This window comes from Micromonospora sp. RTGN7 (assembly GCF_033804645.1).
Classification (GTDB): Bacteria; Actinomycetota; Actinomycetes; order Mycobacteriales; family Micromonosporaceae; genus Micromonospora.
Genome location: NZ_JAPZLF010000007.1, coordinates 188,503 through 206,676, shown reverse-complemented (window position 1 = coordinate 206,676; position 18,174 = coordinate 188,503). Strand labels below are relative to the sequence as shown.

15 protein-coding genes, 1 pseudogene and 1 riboswitch are annotated in these 18,174 nt (G+C 75.4%); of the genes and pseudogenes, 10 read left to right on the top strand and 6 right to left on the bottom strand.

Annotated features, from left to right (window positions below; all coding sequences use genetic code 11):
• Window positions 1-59: 59 nt before the first annotated feature.
• Together SNR22_RS12975 and SNR22_RS12970 are read right to left on the bottom strand one after the other, a co-directional pair.
• Window positions 60-1,796, bottom strand: a complete 1,737-nt coding sequence (locus tag SNR22_RS12975; RefSeq protein ID WP_320066774.1) for a glycoside hydrolase family 3 protein — start codon at window positions 1,794-1,796, stop codon at window positions 60-62.
• Between the two features lie 86 nt (window positions 1,797-1,882).
• On the bottom strand, window positions 1,883-2,374 hold the full coding sequence (locus tag SNR22_RS12970; RefSeq protein WP_320066773.1) for a DUF3145 domain-containing protein: 492 nt from the start codon (window positions 2,372-2,374) through the stop codon (window positions 1,883-1,885).
• A 346-nt stretch (window positions 2,375-2,720) separates the two neighbouring features.
• On the opposite strand from SNR22_RS12970, the gene SNR22_RS12965 reads away from it, so the two are divergent.
• From SNR22_RS12965 to SNR22_RS12945, 5 genes and pseudogenes are all read left to right on the top strand, one after another.
• Complete coding sequence (locus SNR22_RS12965; RefSeq protein WP_320066772.1) at window positions 2,721-3,050, top strand: hypothetical protein; 330 nt, start codon at window positions 2,721-2,723, stop codon at window positions 3,048-3,050.
• Between the two features lie 89 nt (window positions 3,051-3,139).
• Window positions 3,140-3,376: pseudogene (locus SNR22_RS12960) on the top strand (alpha/beta fold hydrolase); the annotation flags it as partial.
• Between the two features lie 178 nt (window positions 3,377-3,554).
• Entirely contained in the window at window positions 3,555-5,672 is a 2,118-nt protein-coding gene (locus SNR22_RS12955; RefSeq protein WP_320066771.1) for a HelD family protein, read from the top strand.
• 104 nt (window positions 5,673-5,776) lie between these two features.
• Window positions 5,777-6,694, top strand: coding sequence for a cation diffusion facilitator family transporter (locus tag SNR22_RS12950; protein WP_320066770.1), 918 nt, complete (start codon window positions 5,777-5,779; stop codon window positions 6,692-6,694).
• Between the two features lie 209 nt (window positions 6,695-6,903).
• Window positions 6,904-7,033: riboswitch (cyclic di-AMP (ydaO/yuaA leader) on the top strand.
• A gap of 4 nt (window positions 7,034-7,037) precedes the next feature.
• On the top strand, window positions 7,038-8,123 hold the full coding sequence (locus tag SNR22_RS12945; protein WP_320066769.1) for a hypothetical protein: 1,086 nt from the start codon (window positions 7,038-7,040) through the stop codon (window positions 8,121-8,123).
• A gap of 94 nt (window positions 8,124-8,217) precedes the next feature.
• Here SNR22_RS12945 and SNR22_RS12940 read toward each other — a convergent pair whose 3' ends face one another.
• Together SNR22_RS12940 and SNR22_RS12935 are read right to left on the bottom strand one after the other, a co-directional pair.
• Window positions 8,218-8,679 carry an SRPBCC family protein gene (locus SNR22_RS12940; RefSeq protein WP_320066768.1) on the bottom strand — a complete coding sequence of 154 codons (462 nt, stop codon included), beginning with the start codon at window positions 8,677-8,679 and terminating at the stop codon, window positions 8,218-8,220.
• A 217-nt stretch (window positions 8,680-8,896) separates the two neighbouring features.
• A complete protein-coding gene (locus tag SNR22_RS12935; RefSeq protein ID WP_320066767.1) occupies window positions 8,897-9,259 on the bottom strand; it encodes an STAS domain-containing protein in 363 nt (120 codons plus the stop codon).
• Between the two features lie 411 nt (window positions 9,260-9,670).
• Between SNR22_RS12935 and SNR22_RS12930 the strand changes: the two genes are divergently transcribed.
• Together SNR22_RS12930 and SNR22_RS12925 are read left to right on the top strand one after the other, a co-directional pair.
• The gene (locus SNR22_RS12930) at window positions 9,671-9,811 is read left to right on the top strand and encodes a hypothetical protein (RefSeq protein ID WP_320066766.1); all 141 of its coding nucleotides are present in this window, start codon (window positions 9,671-9,673) and stop codon (window positions 9,809-9,811) included.
• Between the two features lie 198 nt (window positions 9,812-10,009).
• Window positions 10,010-10,417 carry a hypothetical protein gene (locus tag SNR22_RS12925; protein WP_320066765.1) on the top strand — a complete coding sequence of 136 codons (408 nt, stop codon included), beginning with the start codon at window positions 10,010-10,012 and terminating at the stop codon, window positions 10,415-10,417.
• A gap of 168 nt (window positions 10,418-10,585) precedes the next feature.
• On the opposite strand, the gene SNR22_RS12920 is transcribed toward SNR22_RS12925, so the two are convergent.
• On the bottom strand, window positions 10,586-12,451 hold the full coding sequence (locus SNR22_RS12920; protein ID WP_320066764.1) for a hypothetical protein: 1,866 nt from the start codon (window positions 12,449-12,451) through the stop codon (window positions 10,586-10,588).
• Between the two features lie 274 nt (window positions 12,452-12,725).
• Between SNR22_RS12920 and SNR22_RS12915 the strand changes: the two genes are divergently transcribed.
• On the top strand, window positions 12,726-13,274 hold the full coding sequence (locus SNR22_RS12915; protein ID WP_320066763.1) for a DsbA family protein: 549 nt from the start codon (window positions 12,726-12,728) through the stop codon (window positions 13,272-13,274).
• Window positions 13,275-13,355: 81 nt separating this feature from the next.
• On the opposite strand, the gene SNR22_RS12910 is transcribed toward SNR22_RS12915, so the two are convergent.
• Complete coding sequence (locus tag SNR22_RS12910) at window positions 13,356-16,247, bottom strand: LuxR C-terminal-related transcriptional regulator (protein ID WP_320066762.1); 2,892 nt, start codon at window positions 16,245-16,247, stop codon at window positions 13,356-13,358.
• A gap of 296 nt (window positions 16,248-16,543) precedes the next feature.
• Here SNR22_RS12910 and SNR22_RS12905 point away from each other — a divergent pair, with 296 nt between their 5' ends.
• Together SNR22_RS12905 and SNR22_RS12900 are read left to right on the top strand one after the other, a co-directional pair.
• Window positions 16,544-16,981 carry a hypothetical protein gene (locus SNR22_RS12905; RefSeq protein ID WP_320066902.1) on the top strand — a complete coding sequence of 146 codons (438 nt, stop codon included), beginning with the start codon at window positions 16,544-16,546 and terminating at the stop codon, window positions 16,979-16,981.
• Window positions 16,978-18,153 carry a zinc-dependent alcohol dehydrogenase gene (locus SNR22_RS12900; RefSeq protein WP_320066761.1) on the top strand — a complete coding sequence of 392 codons (1,176 nt, stop codon included), beginning with the start codon at window positions 16,978-16,980 and terminating at the stop codon, window positions 18,151-18,153. The genes SNR22_RS12905 and SNR22_RS12900 overlap by 4 nt, the downstream gene beginning before the upstream one ends.
• Window positions 18,154-18,174: the final 21 nt, after the last annotated feature.

Here is an 18,174-nt window from a genome sequence, read left to right as displayed (position 1 = left end):
CAGCCGAACGCTACCAGTCGGGTCGGGGCCCGAAGGCCCGTCAGGGCAGGCCCTCCGCGTCAGTTGGCGCAGACCGTCGCGGGGAGCCCGGAGACCGGCACCGGCGAGCGGCCGGCCGGTCGGGCCTTGCCGGCGAGCACGTTCGCCAGCGCCGTCATCGACGCCCGGCTGGAGGAGTACGTGGCCAGCAGCGTCGGCGACTTTGCCCTGCCCAGCAGGTACGGGGTGTCCATGGCCACGGTCACCGCGGCGTCGCCGCGCAGGTCGGCGGTGCCGTCGCCGTACCCGACGAGGTGCACCTTCGCGCCGCCGCTCGGGACCACCTTCACCCCGGCGGCGGTGAGCGCGTCGGTCAACACGGCCCGGGTCTTCTCCCGGCCGCCGGAGGAGGTGACGGTGACCGGGCCGCGTACGCCGGTGGTGCAGGAGCCGCGCAGCGCGGTCACCGCGCCGGCCGCGAGGGCTTCGGCGGCCTGCCGGTGCTCCGGGTTGTTCAGGGTGGACATCGCCGGGGCCGGCCGGTCGGCCAGGGTGAACTTCATGGTCAGCACCCGGGTGACCGCCTCGACCAGCCGGGCCCGGGGCAGCGAGCCGTCGCGCAGCGCGGCGAGCAGCCCGTCGTACGCCTGGGTGACGTTCGGGGGCATCAGGATCAGGTCGTTGCCGGCCTTGAGGGCCCGCACCGCCGCCTCCCCCGGCGCCCAGCGCTTGGCCGGGGGCATGTTCATCCCGTCGGTGACCACCACGCCCCGGAAACCGAGCTGGCCGCGCAGCACGTCGGTGAGGATCTTGTGGGAGAAGGTGGCCGGGGTGCCCGGGTCGAGGGCGGTGACGTCGAGGTGGGCGGACATCACCGCCAGCGCCCCGGCCTCGATCCCGGCGGTGAACGGCGGGAACGCGGTGCGGCCGAGCGCCTTGCGGCTCTGCGGGATCACCGGGACGTCCTTGTGCGAGTCGGTGGCGCTCAGGCCGTGCCCGGGGAAGTGCTTGACGCTGGCCGCCACCCCGGCACTCTGCAACCCCTTCACCGCGCCGGCGACCTGTGCGGCGGCCCGCTTCGGGTCGGCGCCGAAGGACCGGGAGCCGATTACCGCGCTGCGGGTGACCAGCACGTCGGCGACCGGGGCGAAGTCCATGTTGATCCCCATCGCGGCCAGCTCGGCGCCGGCGGCCCGCCAGGCCGCCTCGGTCAGCGCCGGGTCACCGGCCGCCCCGGCGGCCATCGGGCTGGGCAGCAGGGTGACGCCGTCGGTGATCCGGGTGACCACGCCGTACTCCTGGTCGGCACCGATCAGGAAGGGCGCCGCGCCGGTGGGGAGCTTCCCGGCGGCATCGCGCAGGCCGGTGGTCAGCTCGTGGACCTGCTTCGGGTTGTCGACGTTGGTGGTGGCCTGGTTGCCGGCGGTCGGGTCGTCGGCGCTGAAGCCGACCAGGATCAGCCCGCCGAGCCGGTACTTCGCGACCATCTCCGCCGGGGTGGCCACCCCGGCGAGGGCCCGGTTGCCGGCGGCGGAGCCGTCGGAGACCTTCGTCGCCGAACTGCCGTACGCGTACGGCATCAGGACCTGGCCGACCAGGTCCTCGTCGGTGAGGGCGCCGACGAGGGCCGCGGCGCGGGCGGCCGGGTCGGCGGCGGTCGGGCCGCCGGACGCGGTCGGGCCGGCGGCTGCGGCCGTGGTGGCCGACGGCGTGGGACGGGGTCGGTCCGGCTCCCCCGAGCACCCGGTGACAAGCACGGCGGTCAGGGCGGCGAGCGCGACGCCGGCACGTCGCGGGGTAATCGGCACGGGATCCATCCCACCAGTCCACCCCTTATCGGGGCAAGCCAACCGGCGCCGGGGCGGTCGCCGTCACCCCTGGGTGCACGCCCGGCGGGCCCGGTTCAGCCGACGCGGGTGAGCAGGGTCACCGGGGCACCGTCGCCGGCGTACCGGTAGGGCTCCAGCTCGGCGTCCCACGCGGTGCCGAGAGCCTTGTCGAGGGCGTGCGCCAGCGCCTCCGGGGCCCGGGCTGCGGCCATCAGGCCGCGCAGCCGGTCCTCGCCGAGCTGGATGTCGCCGGCCGCGCCGACGGTGGCGCGGAACAGGCCCCGGCCCGGGACGTGCATGAAGCGCTCGCCGTCGACGCCCGCGCTCGGTTCCTCGGTCACCTCGAAACGGATCATGGGCCACTGTCGGAGGGCAGCAGCCAGCTCGGCACCCGTCCCCGGGCGACCGGTCCACCCGCATTCGGCGCGCCGGGCGCCGGAATCGACGGGCTGAGCCGTCCACTGCAGGTTGACCGGCGCGGCGAGGACGCGCGCGATCGCCCACTCGACGTGTGAGCACACGGCGAGCGGGGTCGAGTGGACGTATACGACGCCACGCGTTGGCACGGTGACCTCCCGGAGAGCGAGGTGCGTCTTCCCCTACGACCTCGACCACCCGAGTGGTTGTTGGAACACATGATGGCTCCTGTGACGGATGGTGCGCCAGGGAATCGGAGAATTCGCCGCCCCGGGAGCGGGAAATCCGCCGGTCGGGGCCGGCCGGAATGCCCGGGCGGCCCCGCTGGTTATGCCCTTCAGACAGGCACGGTGACCAGCCAGGCATCGGGGTCGTGTAAAGTTCTCCCGGCGGCTTCTGCCGCGCACAACTTTGGCGGGCCGAGGCCCTTTCCGGCATCACCCGCCACAGCCCCCGGACGTTACCGTCCTCCCGTACGTCTCAAGGAGTACCTCCGTGGCGAGCAACACCTCTAAGACCGCGCGCGCGTCAGTCCGGGCCGGCCAGGCTGGCCAGGGTGGCGCCCTCAGCGTGCTGGGCGAGTTCAAGTACCTCATCCCGCTCAACGGCGGCAAGAACGCCTACGTGCGAAACCTGACCAACGGCAAGACCGCGCACCTGCGCACCGACTCGGATGCCTTCGTCGAGGAGATCCGGGTGCTGGCCGCCGCCGGCCACGCCGCCAAGATCCGAGTCGAGCTGAACAACCTCGCCGAGGCCCACCCGGACCACGGCTGGGACGCCACCGAGAAGCGCCTCGCCGAGGCCGGCGTCTTCGGCGGCTGATCCCCACCTCCGCGACACCACGAACCGCCCGCCGGGTCATCCCGGCGGGCGGTTCGTCGTCGTTCGCGAAAGACCCGGTGACGCCCGATCCGCCGGCGGCGCTGGTCGGCGACCGGGACCGGCTGACCCCACCGCCGTGTGCGGAGTCGATCGCCGCGGCCCGGCCGGCGACCGAGCTGACCGTCTGCCCCGGCGGCGGGCACATGCTGATGATGGAACGGCCGGACGAGGTGAACGCGGTCGTGGTCGGCGTGCTGCACCGGCTACTGACGGACGCGCCGAACGCAGAACTTCCCCGCCCGACGGGTGCACCGAACCCGGCCTGACCGGCCCTCCGAACACGGGTCGGGCCAGGGTGACGGGGGCCGGCGGACGTGGGCTGAATCGCGTCGCCGGCATGGCCCCGCGTCCCGGTCGGCCGGTGGCCGTAATCTCTCCGGTTAGCCTGGCGCGCGGCCCGCGCTCCGGCGCGGCCGTCCGCCGCCGTCTGCGAGGAGCATGTGCGTGACCGACCAGACCGCCCTGGAGCAGGAGATCGCCGTCGAGCAGCGGCATCTCGACCGGGTGTACACCCGCCTCGCCGAACTGCGCCGCTCAGCCGCCCAGGCCGAGAAGGACGGCTACCGGCTGGCCCGGGTGGGCAACTTCGGCGCCCTGGTCGAGCGGGACGCGATGGTCTTCCACGCCGCCCGGCGCCGGCACGCGCTCGACGCCGAGCACGAGGGGCTGGTCTTCGGCCGGCTGGACCTGCGCGACCGGCAGGTGCTGCACGTCGGGCGGCTCGGCGTGCGCAGCGATGACGCGGAGACGCTGGTGGTGGACTGGCGGGCCCCGGCCGCCGCAGCGTTCTACCAGGCCACCCCGGCGCAGCCGATGGGCGTGGTGCGCCGGCGCACCATCGGGTCCTCGCGCGAGCGGGTGACCCGGATCGAGGACGACCTGCTGGACCCGGCGGCTGCCCCGGCGGACATGGCGGTGGTGGGCGACGGCGCGCTGCTGGCCACCCTGTCCCGGGCCACCGGCCGGGGCATGCGGGACATCGTCGCCACCATCCAGCGGGAGCAGGACGAGGCGATCCGCTCCCCCGCCTCCGGAGTGACGATCGTTTCCGGCGGCCCCGGCACCGGCAAGACGGCGGTCGCCCTGCACCGGGCGGCGTACCTGCTCTACTCCGACCGCAGCCGGTACGCCGGCGGCGGCATCCTGGTGGTCGGCCCCTCCGCGGTCTTCGTGGAGTACATCGCCTCGGTGCTGCCGTCGCTGGGCGAGGAGACGGCGACCCTGCACTCGCTGGGCTCGCTCTTTCCGGGGATGAGCGCCACCCGCACCGACCCGCCGGAGGTGGCGGCGGTGAAGGGGTCGCTGCGGATGCGACAGGTGCTGGAGCGGGCGGCCCGGGACGCGGTGCCGGGCGGGCCGGGCGAGCTGCGCCTGCTGTACCGGGGCGGGCTGCTCCGGCTGGAGCGCCGGGAGCTCGACGACATCCGGGACCGGGCGCTGAGCCGGGGTGGTCGCCGCAACGAGGCGCGCCGGGCCGGCTTCGACGGGGTCTTCGCCGCGCTGTGGACGCAGGCCCGGCGGCTGAGCATCGGCCAGCTGCCCGAGCAGCCCGCGTTCGAGGCCGAGATCGCCGAGCGGCCCGATTTCCGCGAGTTCCTGAAGGCGTGGTGGCCCCGGCTGCACCCCCGGCACGTGCTCGGCTGGCTGGCCCGACCGGACCGGCTGCGCCGGTATGCCGGGGGGATCCTGTCCCGGGCGGAGATCGACCTGCTCGCCGAGGCGTACCGGACGTTGGACACCGAGGGGCTGACGATCGCCGACATCGCGCTGCTCGACGAGCTGGACGCGCTGCTGGGCCGGCCGCTGCAACCGAAGCGGGCCAACCGTGATCCGTTCCAGCTCGCCGGGGGCGTGCGGGAGCTGAGCACACAGGCCGACCGCCAGCGGGCGGCCCGCGAGGCGGCCCGGGAGCGCCCCGAGGACTACCGCGATTACGCACACGTGGTGGTCGACGAGGCACAGGACGTCTCGCCGATGCAGTGGCGGATGGTCGGCCGGCGCGGCCGGTTGGCGTCCTGGACGGTGGTGGGCGACCCGGCGCAGACTGCGTGGACCGGCGCGGAGGACGAGCTGACCCGGGCCCGGGACCAGGCGCTGGGCCGGCGTCGCCGGCACCAGTTCGCGCTGACCACCAACTACCGCAACTCGGCGGAGATCTTCGCGGTGGCGGCGGAGGAGATCCGCCGGCTCTACCCGGACCTCGCGCTGCCCCGGGCGGTCCGCTCCACCGGGGTGGAACCGGTCCGGCTGGCCGTGCCGGCGGCCGAGCTGGAACGGGCCACCGTCGCGGCGGTCACCGCGCTGCTCGACGAGGTGGACGGGACGGTCGGGGTGATCACGCCGGTGCCGCGTCGGAACGAGGTCGCCGGCTGGCTCGCCAAGCTGGCCGCGCCGCGCGTCCAGGTGGTGACCAGCCTCGAGGCCAAGGGCATGGAGTACGACGGGGTCGCGCTGGTCGCCCCGGGCGAGATCCGGGCAGACCCGGGCTCCGGGGTCCGGACGCTGTACGTGGCGCTGTCCCGGGCCACCCAGCGGCTCACCACGATCGACTCGACCGGCTGAGGCGCCCCTGGCCGGCCCGGTGGGGACACCCGACGATCACTTGCACACATTGCGATGTGAGCATACATTGGGCTCGGTCCGGATCAGAGACGGAGGGTGTCGGCGTGGGCGCAGGTCATGACCACCACCACGGGTCGGTGGCGAACGCCGCAGACCGCCATCAGGGGCGACTCTGGGCGGCCTTCGCGCTGCTCGCCACGCTGATGATCGTCGAGGCGGTGACCGCCTTCGGCACCGGCTCGTTGGCGCTGCTCTCCGACGCCGGGCACATGTTCACCGACGTGCTCGGCATCGGCATGGCGCTCGCCGCGATCACCGCCACCCGACGGGTCAGCGCCGACCCCCAGCGCACCTTCGGGCTCTACCGCCTGGAGGTGCTCGCCGCGCTCGGCAACGCCGTCCTGCTCAGCGGGGTGGCCGTCTACGTCCTCATCGAGGCGGTCCGCCGGTTCGGCAACCCTACCGAGGTGACCACCGGCCCGATGCTCGCGGTGGCCGTGCTGGGCCTGCTCGCCAACCTGGCCGCGTTCGCCCTGCTGCGCAGCGGGGCGAAGGAGAGCATCAACCTGCGTGGGGCGTACCTGGAGGTGCTGGGCGACCTGCTCGGCTCGGTCGGCGTGATCGCCGCGGCGGTGCTGATCACGGTCACCGACTGGTGGTGGGCGGACCCGCTGGTGGCCGTCGGGATCGGCGTGTTCATCCTGCCCCGCACCTGGCGGCTGGGCCGGGCAGCGGTACGCATCCTGGTCCAGGCCGCGCCGGAGCACCTCCAGGTGACGGCGGTGCACGACCGGCTGGCAGCGGTGCCCGGCGTGGTCGAGGTGCACGACCTGCACGTCTGGACGCTGACCTCCGGCATGGAGGTCGCCTCCGCCCACCTGACCATGGCGCCGGACGCCGAGGTGGGCGCGGTGCTCGCCGCGGCCCGCACCGCCCTGCACGAGGACTTCCGCATCGAGCACGCCACGTTGCAGGTGGAACCCGACGCGTCGGCGGGCCGCTGCGGCCCAGCCGGTTGGTGATGCCCCCACACCCACGCATAGCGTGGTGTATCGTACCCTCATGCCGGTTTTAGGGGTATTAGTCCGTGCAGGGGCATTAGTCCGTGCAGGGGCATTAGTCCGTGCAGGGGCATTAGTCCGCGCACCATCCGTCACGGGTGCAGCGTCGGCCCCCTGCGTACCGGTAAGCTCTGATCCGGCCTCCGCCGGGCGGCGCCCTCCGGCGCCTGCGGTGGCCGCCGCCTAATCGTCGAAGGGCGAGCCGGGGAACCATGTTCGTGGGGTGCATCCGCGTGAGCGGTAGGGATCTTCCGTCCCGAACCCGTCAGCTAACCCGGTCGGCGGCTGACGGAAGGACATACCTATGCCAGTAGTGGCACCTGCACGAAGGACCGCCGCCCGGATGGCGGCATTCCTGGCGCTGACGCTCAGCGTCGGCCTTGGAATCGGGCCGGTCGCCCCGGCCGGCGCGGCGCCGCCCACCGGCCTGCTCGCCGCGCCCGACCAGGACGAGGAGGGCGGCACGCCCGCCCTTCGCGCCCAACTGGACGCGGCCAGCAAGGGCTACCTGGAGGCCAGGAACTCCCTGGCCCGCTCGGTCACCCGGCAGCAGCAGCTCGGCGGCCAGCTCAAGACGATCGAGGCGGAGCTGACCGTCCGCAGCGCCAAGGTCGACGAGATCGCCGGCGTGGCGTACAAGTCGGGTCGGCTCAGCCCAATCTCCGCGCTGCTCACCAGCTCGAGCCCCGCCGGCTTCCTGGACCGGATCGCCGCGCTCGACGCGGTCGCCACCAACGAGGACCGAGTGCTGCGCGACCTGACGCAGACCCGGGACGAGTCCGCCCGGACCCGGCTGGCCCTCGACGGCGAGATCCGCGAGCAGCGCAAGCAGGTCGCGGTGATGAGCAAGCGCAAGGAGCAGGCCGAGCGGGCCCTCACCGTGGCCAACGAGAAGGCCGAGGAGAAGGTCACCGCCAGCGACAGCGGCGGCGGGTCGAACCGGGGCACCTCCAACGCCAACGCCGCCCCGGCGAAGCGCAACCCCGACGGATCCTGGCCGTCGGAGTCGTGCAGCGTGAACGACCCGACCCCGGCCAACGGCTGCATCACCCCGCGGACGCTGCACGCGCTCCAGCAGGCCAAGGCGGCCGGCTTCACCCGGTACGTCTCCTGCCACCGACCCAGCGGCTCCGGCGAGCACCCCAAGGGCCGGGCCTGCGACTTCGCCGCCCAGAAAGGCGGCTTCGGTGGGGTGGCCTCCGGTGGGGACCGCACCTACGGCAACAACCTGTCGGCGTACTACATCCGCAACGCCGACAGGCTGGCCGTGCTGTACGTGATCTGGTTCAAGCAGATCTGGCTGCCCAGCAGCGGCTGGAAGTCCTACAGCGGTGGCAACGGGGACCCGTCCAGCGACCACACCAACCACGTGCACCTGTCGGTGCTCTGACCCGCGCCCCGGCGACCCGCCCACGAACGACGGGTCGCCGGGGCGTCACGTCGGTGCAGGTACACCGCAGGTCGTCGACCGAGTGCCCCGCCGTTCAGGCCGGGCCGTCAGCGGTGCGGTCCAGCACCTCGCCCAGCCGCCGGGCCAGCCCGAGGTGCGCCGAACGGGCCTGCCGGAAGGCGTACCGGAACAGCGGCGCCGGGGCGGCGAGGTTGATCTCCACGTCGATCCGGACCCACCCGCCCGGTTCGTCGCGCAGCAGCGTGTGGTTACGCACCGTCGTGGCCGGCCACTGCCGAGCCACCATGACGATCTCGTCGTCGCTGACCGTCAACACGTCCGCCTGGTACGTCGTGAGAAAGCGCACCGGCCCGGCGGCGAGCCGGTCCGTGATGGCGTAGCTGGCCCGGGTGCCCGGTCGGGGCGGCAGCCGGCGCACCCGCACGATCAGTGGATGCAGCTCGCCCTGCCTGGCCGGGTCGCTGAGCAGCGCCACCGCCTCGGCCCGAGGGCAGCGGGCCTGGACCGAGTACTGGAAGCTGTCTCGCCGAAGCACGCCCTCGATCGTGCCCCACCCGCCCCTGAGAGGGAAGAGCCGGCCCGACGCGGGTCGGCCGCGCCCGCGCACGAGCGAAGGATTGTCCCGCGCTCAGGAATGTGGCGCGGGAATGCCGGCCGCAGGGCACGGGGCGCCTGACCGCCCCCGCGCCCGGAGCGCGGGAATGTCGGGCGCCCCGCCGACCGCCGGGTGCGCCCCTGCGGGGAGACGGCTCTCAGGCCCCGGGCCGCACCTCGGGCGTGGCGGCACCTGCGTAGTAGGGCTCCGGTGCGCCGAAGAGGCCCAGCAACCCGGTCACCCAGAGCTGCCGGTGCACGAATCGACTCGGCTCGGTGACGACCAACTTCACGCCGCTGACCTCGGCGGTCTGGAAGCCGGCCACCATCGCGCTGATGCCGACGGAGTCGATGAAGGTGACGAGACGCATGTTGAGCTCGATGCGGGCGGGACGCCCCTTGGCGAGCACCTCGGCAATGGCTTCGCGCACCTCGTACGCGGTATCGACGTCGATCTCACCGCGCGGGACGATCTCGATGACACCACCCGACAGGACCGACTTCACGATCGACAGGCTCACGCGAGCACCTCCACTCGCCCGTTCTACGGGGCGCCTCATCAGTACGCGGGCCGCGACCGAGAGTATTCCTCCGACGGCCTCGGTCGCCACCCCTCGGGATGAGCAATTCATGGACCAGGACGCAGCAAGCTGCCCCTTATCCGGACTTTTCGGATTCTCTTCATCAAACGAGCGACCTACCGTCGATGTCGCCGACCCAGGGTAGCGGCGACCCCCGACATTCACGCGCACCCGGTGCCCCCGGCGTGCCCAAACCCGCCGAGGGCAGGGTGCCGGGGCCGTGACGACGAGCGGCCATCCCCTCCCCACGGCGGACGGCGTCACCCATCGGGCGCGGCGACGACCCGGCGGCCTTGCCCGGGCAGCCTAGGCTCGGCGTCGTCCGCGACCCGTACCACGGAAGGACCGATCATGATCCGGAGACTTGCCGGCCTTGCCGGTGTCGGCGCGTTGCTCGCCCTGCTGCTGGCCTGCGGCTTCGGCGGCGCGGGCGACGACGACGATGACGACGACGACTTCGCCCGCGGCGCAGCGGTGGTGTCCCTGCGCTGACCACCACCGGCCCGGGTGCCGTGACCGCCGACGCACCGGGTTTGCGGTCACCCTCTGTGGGGCACTGGCGGGGTGGACGGACCGTCGGACCATTCCGGTGGGCGGAGCGCCCGAGCCGGCCGCACGCCGAAGTCCGAAATACCCGCGCCGAAGGTCGAAACACCCGTAAGCTTCGGCACCCCCGAGGAGGTAAACACGATGTTCGGAACCGATCTGCTGGAACGCCGCAGCAAGCCCGAGCGGATCGCGGACCAGGCGTGGCAGCACCTGGTTTCCGCCTTCGGCTCCGCCGGGGACAGCGTCCGGGACACCGCCCGCTCGGCCCGCCGCAACGGCTCGGGCCTCGCCGACGACGCCGGTGACCTGGTCGGCTCCGCCGCCGAGGAGGCCCGCCGCCGGGCGGTACTGGCCTTCGACTCGCTCGCCGGCCGCCGGCCGGCCCTGCCGTGGACGCTGCTGATCGGCGCCGCGCTGGTCGGCGCGGCGGTCGGCTGGGCCGCCGGGTCGGCGGCCCGGGCCGCCGGTGGGCGCGGCGAGGCGTCCGCCGACGACATCGAGTTCGTCGACGTCGCCCGGCCCGACGCCCCCGGCGGCCGCGACGGCTGACCCGGCCCCAGCGGGCGCGCGGGGGGGGGGTGTCCCCCCACGCCGCCCACCCGAAGCCGGGGGCGGTCCGCCGGGGCGAGGGGCTCCGAGGGCGGGACCGGTTCGCCTCGCGGTGATGCTCGCCGGAGCCGCTGCGCGCTTCGAGCGCCCGCGGCATCGCGGCGCGGTTCAGTCGAGGTGGTAGACGAGCCCGTCGCCGACCGTCTCCCGCCGGATGCCGAGCCCGTCCACCGGCCGGGCCGCCGCGTCGGCCCACGGGGTGCCGGCCGCGTACGCCGGCAGCAGCACCACCGTGCGCACCCCGATCCCCCGCAGGTACGCCACCGACGCGGCGTCCGGGAAGCCCCCGCTCGCCCCCCGGATCTCCTGCTGGCTGGCCGGGGTGAACGAGGCCAGCCCGTTGACCACCTTCGGGAAGCCGTCGGTGGACCAGAGCATCACGTGGAACTCCCGGGTGCCGTCGCTGGGCAGCACCAGTGCCGGGCCGCGCAGCCCGTGCAGCGCCGCCGGCTGCCCGGGGGCGGGCACATGCGGGGTCCGGTTGACCCCCTCGGCGAGCACCAGCAGCACCGGCAGGACGAGCACCAGCCCGGCCCAGCGCCGCCACCGGCCGTCGGCCGCCACCCCGGTCCCCCGACCCGCCCCGGGCTCCAGATCCGCCCCGGGCTCCAGATCCGCCCCGGGCTCCCGGTCCGCCCCGGGCTCCCGGTCCGCCCGGGGATCCGGCTTCGGTTCGCGGACGGTCAGCGCACCGGCGGCGAGGATGCCCAACAGCAGCGTGGTCCAGAGCACGAGCCGCCCCGGGGTGCGCACGCCGTCCCAGCCGGGCACGTGCTCCACCAGGGTGACGTAGCCGGGGTCGCCGTCGCCGAAGAGCGTGGTGCCGGCCGCCAGCGCCGCGCTGACCAGCACCCCGGCCGCCAGGGCCAGCCGGTGCCGCAGCCGCCACGCCGAGAGGAACAGCCCGGCGGTGGCGAGCCCGATCAGCACCATCCCGGGCAGCAGCGTCATCTCCCCGGCGAAGCCCAGGGTGGCCCGGGCGACGGCGTGCCGCTCCCCCCACAGCCAGGACTCCGGCGGCGCGGTGAAAAAGCCGCGCACCGGCGGGGAGAACATCGCGATCTGCTCGACCGTCCGCCGGCCGGCCGGGTGCCGGGCCACCACCTCGAAGTAGGGCGCGGCCATCAGCAGGGTCACCCCGGCGAAGAAGACGCCGCCGGCCAGGTCGGCCAACAGCAGCCGACGGGGGAACGCCGGCCGGCGGCGCCGCCACCACGACCAGCCGTACCCGCCGGCCGCGCCGAGGCAGAGCAGCCCCAGCGCGTACGCGAAGGGCAGGCCGATGCCGAAACCGAGGCTTACCTGCCAGGCGGCGACCAGCCACCCACCGGCCGCCCAGCCCGGCCGAACCCGGTCCGGGCGGTAGCCGTGCCGCAGCGACCACCCGTGGCCCCGGGCCAGCATGGCCAGTGCCAGCGCGATCCCGCCGATGCTGAGCACGTGCAGGTGCCCGGCCTGGGCCAGCTTCCACGGGGCGTACGCGAAGGACGCCCCGGCCACCGCGGCGCCCGCCCGGCCCGCGCCGAGCTGCCGGGACAGCGCGTACGCCCCGACGAAGGCCAGGGCGTGCACCAGCACGTACAGCAGGTTGTAGCGGACCACGGCGGCGACCGGCCCGTGCCCGATCATCCCGAACGGGGCGTAGCCGAGCAGGGTGTCCGAGTACGCGTAGGTGTACGGCTCCGGCCAGAACGTGTTCGAGTGCCAGAGCTGGGTGGGGTCGGTGAGCAGGGCGTGTCCGCCCCAGGCGACCTGCCACGCCTGGAGGGTCGGGTCGCCGGTGTCCTGCGGGATGGTGCCGCTCAGATCGGCCAGCGTCGGCCAGGTCAGCACGGCGGCGAGCAGCAGCGAGCCGAACACCGCGAGGCTCCACTCGTGCCGCGCGAGACCGACCAGCCGGGCGGCCACCGCCCGGCCCCGCCCGGGGCCCGGATGCCCGACGGCCGCCGGTACCACCTCGCGGACCTCACTCATCGCTTACTCCCCGCTGCCATCGGTGACGCCGTCCACAGATGGTGCCGGACCGGACGGGAGTTGTCGACGCCCCGGGAAGACCGACGCCCCGGGGGCGGGGGGCCCTCACCCGGCCGGGGTGGGTCCGGTTCACCCGGTCGGGCGGCAGGATCGGGGCCGGTGGGGCGATGGGTGCCGCCGCCGAACCGACCGCAGACACCGTGGAGGAAGCAGCGATGTCCACCGCGACGACCACCCGCACCGACCAGGACAGCCGACTCGCCGTGGTGGCCCGATGACGACGCCGTTGCAGGTCACCGCCAAGCTGCGGGTGCCGGTGACCGAGGCCGACCACGCTCGGGGGCCGGTGGACGCCCCGGTGACCCTCGTCGAGTACGGGGACTTCCAGTGCCGGTACTGCGGCGCGGCGTACGCGAACCTCGCCGAGCTGCTGCGCCAGCGGGCCGACGTGGTCCGGCTGGTGTACCGGCACTTCCCGATCGCCAACGTCCACCCGTACGCCGAGAGCGCCGCCGAGGTCGCCGAGGCGGCGGCGCGACGGGACCGGTTCTGGCAGATGCACGACTGGCTGTACGAGCACCAGGACCAGCTCGACCCGGTGCACCTGTCGCTCGGAGTGGAGCAGCTCGGACTGCCCGCCGACGAGGTGGGCGGCGAACTGGCGCGGCAGGCGCACGCCGACCGGGTCCGGCGGGACTTCGTCGGGGGCATCCGTAGCGGCGTCGACGGCGTGCCGACGCTCTTCCTCGACGACCTCCGGTACGAGGGCGGGTACTCCCTGCCCGAACTGCTCGCCGCCGTCGACGAGGCCGCCACCGCCTGATGGTGACCTGCGACTCGGCGTCCGTAGCGGCCCGCACCCCTGGTCGGGTTCGAGACGGCCGACCGGCCCGCCCCGGGAGGATCAGATCAGGCGCAGCTCCCGGGCCCGCCGGACGGCCTCCCGGCGGCGGGTCGCGTCCAGTTTGCGGTAGATGTTGCGCACATGCGTCTTGACCGTGTTGACCGACAGCGACAGCTCGCCGGCGATCTCCACGTTGGACAGGATGCTCTGCAGGTACCGCAGGATGGTCAGCTCCCGCTCGGTGAGCGGCTCCTCCGGCACCCGCCCCGCCGCCGGGCCCGACCGGCCGGTCGGCTCCTGGGCGCGGAGCAGGTCGCTGACCGTCGGCCAGTGCGCCGTGCCGGAGTCCAGGTGCGCGGCGAGCAGGTCCCGCGCCCCCGGCTCGGCCCGGGTGAAGACCCGCCGGTGCCCGTCCGGTTCGGCCAGCTCCAGCGCCCGCTCCAGCAGCCGCCCGGCCCGCCGCTCGTCGCCGGCCCGCCAGGCCAGCACCGCGTCGAGCACCCCCGCGTCGAGGCGTACGGGCAGCGGCCAGGCAGCGGCCTCGGGGCCGTCCCAGTCCGGCAGGGCGTACCCGGCGGCCCGCGGGTCCCCGGCGCGCAGCTCGATGCGGGCCAGCGCCACCGCCGGCGCCGCTGCCCCCTCCCCGGGCGGGCGCGACCCGGCGGCGAGCAACTCCCGGGCCGTGCCGAGGTCACCGTGGGCGGCCCGCAGATCCGCCTCCGCCGCCGACAACCAGTCCGCAAGCTCCCGCGCGCCGTCCCGGCCCGCCCCCGCACGCCCGTCCCGTCCGCCACCCCGCCCCGCCCCGGCATGCCCGTCCCGCGCGCCGTCCCGGCCCGCCCCGGCGAGCGCTTCCCGCGCCGTCGCGAGCAGGCGCAGCCCGGCGGCGGGGTCGCCCCGGTCGCGCAGCAGCTGCGCCCGACACAGCGCGCCCAGCGCCGCCGCCGGCCCGGCGTCGTCCGGGTCATCGCCGGTGGCCGGGGCGGCCAGCGCCAGGTGTGCCTCCGCCTCGTCGGGCAGGTCCCGGTGCAGCGCCACCAGGGCCAGCGCCAGGTAGCCGTGCCCGCAATCGACGCGGCAGGACCAGCCCTGACAGGACGGCAGGTCAAGCGCCTCCCGGGCGACCCGCTCGGCCGCCCGCAGCTCGCCCAGCGCCGCATGCAGCAGGGCGGACCGGCTCGCGCAGAGCAGCTCGGTGCGGGGTCTACCGGCCTCCCGGGCCGCCACCAGCGCCGGCCCGAACTCGGCCGCCGCGGCGCGCAGGTCGCCGTCGGCCAGCGCGGCCAGGCCGAGCGCCGCCCCGGCCGTCGCCCGCACGTCCGCGTCGTCGACGGCCCCGGGGGTCCGCGGGTCGTCCGCCGACCCCTCGGGGGTACGCGTGGCAAGCAGCCGGCCCGCCGCCCGGCGTACCTCGTCGTGGTCGCCGGCCAGCCGGGCGAGGGTGAGCTCCAGCGCGGTGGCCAGCCGCCGGAACCGGTCCCGGCGCGGCACCGGCAGCGAACCGGCGTGCCCGGCGGCCCGGCGCAGCTGCCCGGCGGCGGCGTCCGGGTCGCCGGCGTGGGCCCGCTCGGCGGCGGCGGCAAGGCCCAGCTCCGGGTCCCGCCGGACCGCCTCCTCCGGCGGCGCGGCCGGCTGCGGCCCGCCGAAGCCCTCCCGGTCGTACGGGATCAGCTCCGGCCAGCAGGTGACCAGCAGCTCGGCGGCCCGATCCCAGTGACCGGCGGCGAGGGCGTGCCGCAGCGCCTCGGCGGGCCGACCGTGGCCGGTGTACCAGCCGGCGGCCCGCAGGTGCAGCTCGCGCCGCTCCTCGGCGGTCAGCCCGGCCAACTCCGTGCGGAGCAGGTCGGCCAGGAGCGGATGGCAGCGGTACCAGGGTGGCCCGTTGTCGTCTCGGCGCACGAAGCCCCCGGTCGTGGCCAACGCGGCGAGCACCGGTTCGGCGTCGGAGCGGCCGGTGAGCGCGTCGACCAGGTCGGCCCGGAAGACGTCCGCCACGGCACCCCGGCGCAGGCAGTCCCGGGCCGCCTCGTCGAGCGGATCGAGCACCTCCTCGCGCAGGTAGCCGGCCACGTCCGGCTGGTCACCACCGAACTGCTCCACCCAGCGGACCGGGTCGGGCCGGTCCCGGACGGCCAGCGCGGCGAATCGCAGCCCGGCCGGCCAGCCACCGGTGCGCTCCCGCAGCCGGGGCACCACGGCCGCCGGCAGGCGCACGCCGTGCGCGGTGAGCAGGTCCGCCACCTCGTCGTCGGTGAAGGCCAGCTCGTCGGGGCCGACGGTGGTCAGCTCCCCGGACAGCCGCAGCCGGTGCAGCCCCGGCGGCAGGTCGGTGCGTGCGCCGACCAGCAGGCGCAGCCGGTGCCCGGCGTGGCGCAGCAGGAACTCCAGCCCGGTCAGCGCCGCCGGGTCGGTGATCCTGTGCAGGTCGTCCAGGACGAGCAGCACCGGGCGTTCCCGCGCGGCGAGCGCCGCGGCCAGCAGTTCCAACTGGTCCGGGCGGGGCGGCGCGTCGGGCGTCGGCGGTCCGGGGGGCTGCGGCTGCCCCGGATCGCGCAGCGCCGTCGCAGGGTCGCGCAACGCCGCCACCAGGTACGACCAGAGCCGCGCCCCCGTGTCGCCCGCCTCGACCGACACCCACGCCGGGGCCGGCTCGACGGCGCGGGCCCAGGAGCCCAGGAGGGTGGTCTTGCCCCAGCCCGCCGGGGCGGAGACCAGGGTGACCGCTCCGGCGGTCCCCTCGTCGAGCCGACGCAGCAGCCGAGGCCGGACCAGCACCGGTTCGGCCAGCGGGGCGGGTACCAGGCGGGACGCCAGCAGCGGAGCCGGCCCGGTCGCCCCGCCACTCGCGGCGCGGAAGCCCGGGGCCGCGTCCACGGCGCCCTTCGCGTTCGTCACGGTGACAGCGGTTCCCGGCACCGCCACGGCCGTGCCGTCCCAGTCGTCCTGCGGCATCCGGTCCCCACCCCCACGGACGCGTCCACTTCCCCAGGTCGCGTGGCGGGCGGTTACCCGGCCTTGGCCGGTTCACCCCTTCGGGGGGAGCCCGCTTCACCCGGGCAGCGGCGACCGTGGTGGCACGCGGGCGGTCGGCCGCGCGTGACCGGCCGCCCGCGAGGGCCGGGCCGGAAGCCCACGAGGGCCGGGCCGGAAGCCCACGAGGGCCCGGATGACGACGACGAGGGGCGGGTGGGGACGGGATGGGGCGCACGACGCGGGGTGCACGGGCGCTGGCCCGTACCGCCGGGGCGATGGTGGCCGGCACGAGGGCCGGGGTGGTGGCGGTGGCCGGCACGAGGGCCGGGGTGGCGGCGCGGGGGGTGCGCGTACCCGGGCGGGCGGGCCGACCCCATGCGGCAGACGCCCGCGCCCGACCGGGCCGCTGGCAGGTGGTGACGGTCGACCGGCCTCCGGATCGGGTGCTGCCGGACGGGCCTCGACCCGAGCCACTGCACCGCCTCGGTGACGGGGTGGAGGTCGCGGTGCGCCCGGCGCCCGGTGGGCGCGGCACGGAACTGGCCGCCCGACCGGCCTGCGGCCGGCCGCTGACCGGGATGGCCGCCCACCTGGTCGGTGACGATCCGGGGCTGCTGATCCGGGAGACGCTGCGGCAGGTCAAGCAGCTCGCCGAGACCGGTGAGCTGCTCCGCGCGGACCGCTCACCGCTGGACCGGCCGGGTCACGGATGAGGGCGCTGTGCTGGCTCGGGGAGGACGGCCTCGCGGTGCGCCAGGTCCCCGACCCGGAGCTGCGCAACGCGGCCGACGCCATCGTCCGGGTACGGCGCAGCGCCACCTGCGGGGAGGACCTGCCGCTGCTCGGCGGCCGGGCACCGTACCTGTCGGTCGGCGACGTACTCGGCCACGAGTTCCTCGGCGACGTGGTCGAGGTGGGCCCTCGGGTACGCCGGCACCGGGTCGGCGACCGGGTGGTGGTCTGCGCCACCGTGGCCTGCGGGAGCTGCTGGTTCTGCCGGCAGGGCCGCTACGGCTGCTGCGACAACGGCAGCACCGGCCCGGCGGTGGCCGAGGAGGCGTGGGGGCAACCCACCGTCGGCTGCTTCGGCCACCCCCGGGCGGTCGGGGGCTTCGCCGGCGGCCACGCCGAGTACGTCCGGGTGCCGTACGCCGACGTCGGGGCGTTCGCCGTGCCCGACGCAGTCGACGACGACCGGGCCGTCTTCGCGTCCGACGCGGTGCCGACCGGCTGGCTCGGCGCCGAACTGGGCGAGGTACGCCCCGGGGACGTGGTGGCGGTCTGGGGGGCGGGGGCGGTGGGCCAGATGGCCGCGCAGGCCGCCCTGCTGCACGGCGCGTCCCGGGTGGTGGTGATCGACCGGCACCTCGACCGGCTGCGATCGGCCGAGCGGCACGTCGGCGCGGAGACCCTCGACTACGAGGCCACCGATGTCGCCGCCGAGCTGCGGGAACGCAGCGGCGGGCGAGGCCCGGACGTCTGCGTGGAGGCGGTCGGGATGGCCTGGGACGGCACCGGGCCCCGGTCGCTGGCCGACCTGTTCGTCACCGCCGGGCGGACCGCCACACCCCCGGACCGACCGATCGCCGTACGCGAGGCGGTGCACGCCTGCCGAAAGGGCGGCACGGTCGTCGTGCTCGGCACGTTCACCGGGTTCGTCGACACGTTCCCGCTCGGCGCGGTGATGCACAAGGGGCTGACCGTGCGCAGCTCCCGCCAGCACGGGCAGCGGTGGATCCCGATGCTGCTGGAACGGATGGCCCGCGGCGAGATCAGCACCGCCCACCTGGCCACCCACCGCCTTCCCCTGGAGCAGGGGGCGCACGGCTACGACCTCTTCCGGGACCGGGCCGACGGCTGCCTCCGCGCGGTCTTCACGCCCTGACCCGCCCCGGAACCGTTGGCG

What these genes read in the sequence shown, in the direction of transcription:
- SNR22_RS12975 (WP_320066774.1), bottom strand. Translation starts at nt 1,796, where the DNA reads ATGGATCCCGTGCCGATTACCCCGCGACGTGCCGGCGTCGCGCTCGCC.
- SNR22_RS12945 (WP_320066769.1), top strand. Translation starts at nt 7,038, where the DNA reads ATGCCAGTAGTGGCACCTGCACGAAGGACCGCCGCCCGGATGGCGGCA.
- SNR22_RS12930 (WP_320066766.1), top strand. Translation starts at nt 9,671, where the DNA reads ATGATCCGGAGACTTGCCGGCCTTGCCGGTGTCGGCGCGTTGCTCGCC.
- SNR22_RS12925 (WP_320066765.1), top strand. Translation starts at nt 10,010, where the DNA reads ATGTTCGGAACCGATCTGCTGGAACGCCGCAGCAAGCCCGAGCGGATC.
- SNR22_RS12920 (WP_320066764.1), bottom strand. Translation starts at nt 12,451, where the DNA reads ATGAGTGAGGTCCGCGAGGTGGTACCGGCGGCCGTCGGGCATCCGGGC.
- SNR22_RS12915 (WP_320066763.1), top strand. Translation starts at nt 12,726, where the DNA reads ATGACGACGCCGTTGCAGGTCACCGCCAAGCTGCGGGTGCCGGTGACC.
- SNR22_RS12910 (WP_320066762.1), bottom strand. Translation starts at nt 16,247, where the DNA reads ATGCCGCAGGACGACTGGGACGGCACGGCCGTGGCGGTGCCGGGAACC.
- SNR22_RS12905 (WP_320066902.1), top strand. Translation starts at nt 16,544, where the DNA reads ATGGTGGCCGGCACGAGGGCCGGGGTGGTGGCGGTGGCCGGCACGAGG.
- SNR22_RS12900 (WP_320066761.1), top strand. Translation starts at nt 16,978, where the DNA reads ATGAGGGCGCTGTGCTGGCTCGGGGAGGACGGCCTCGCGGTGCGCCAG.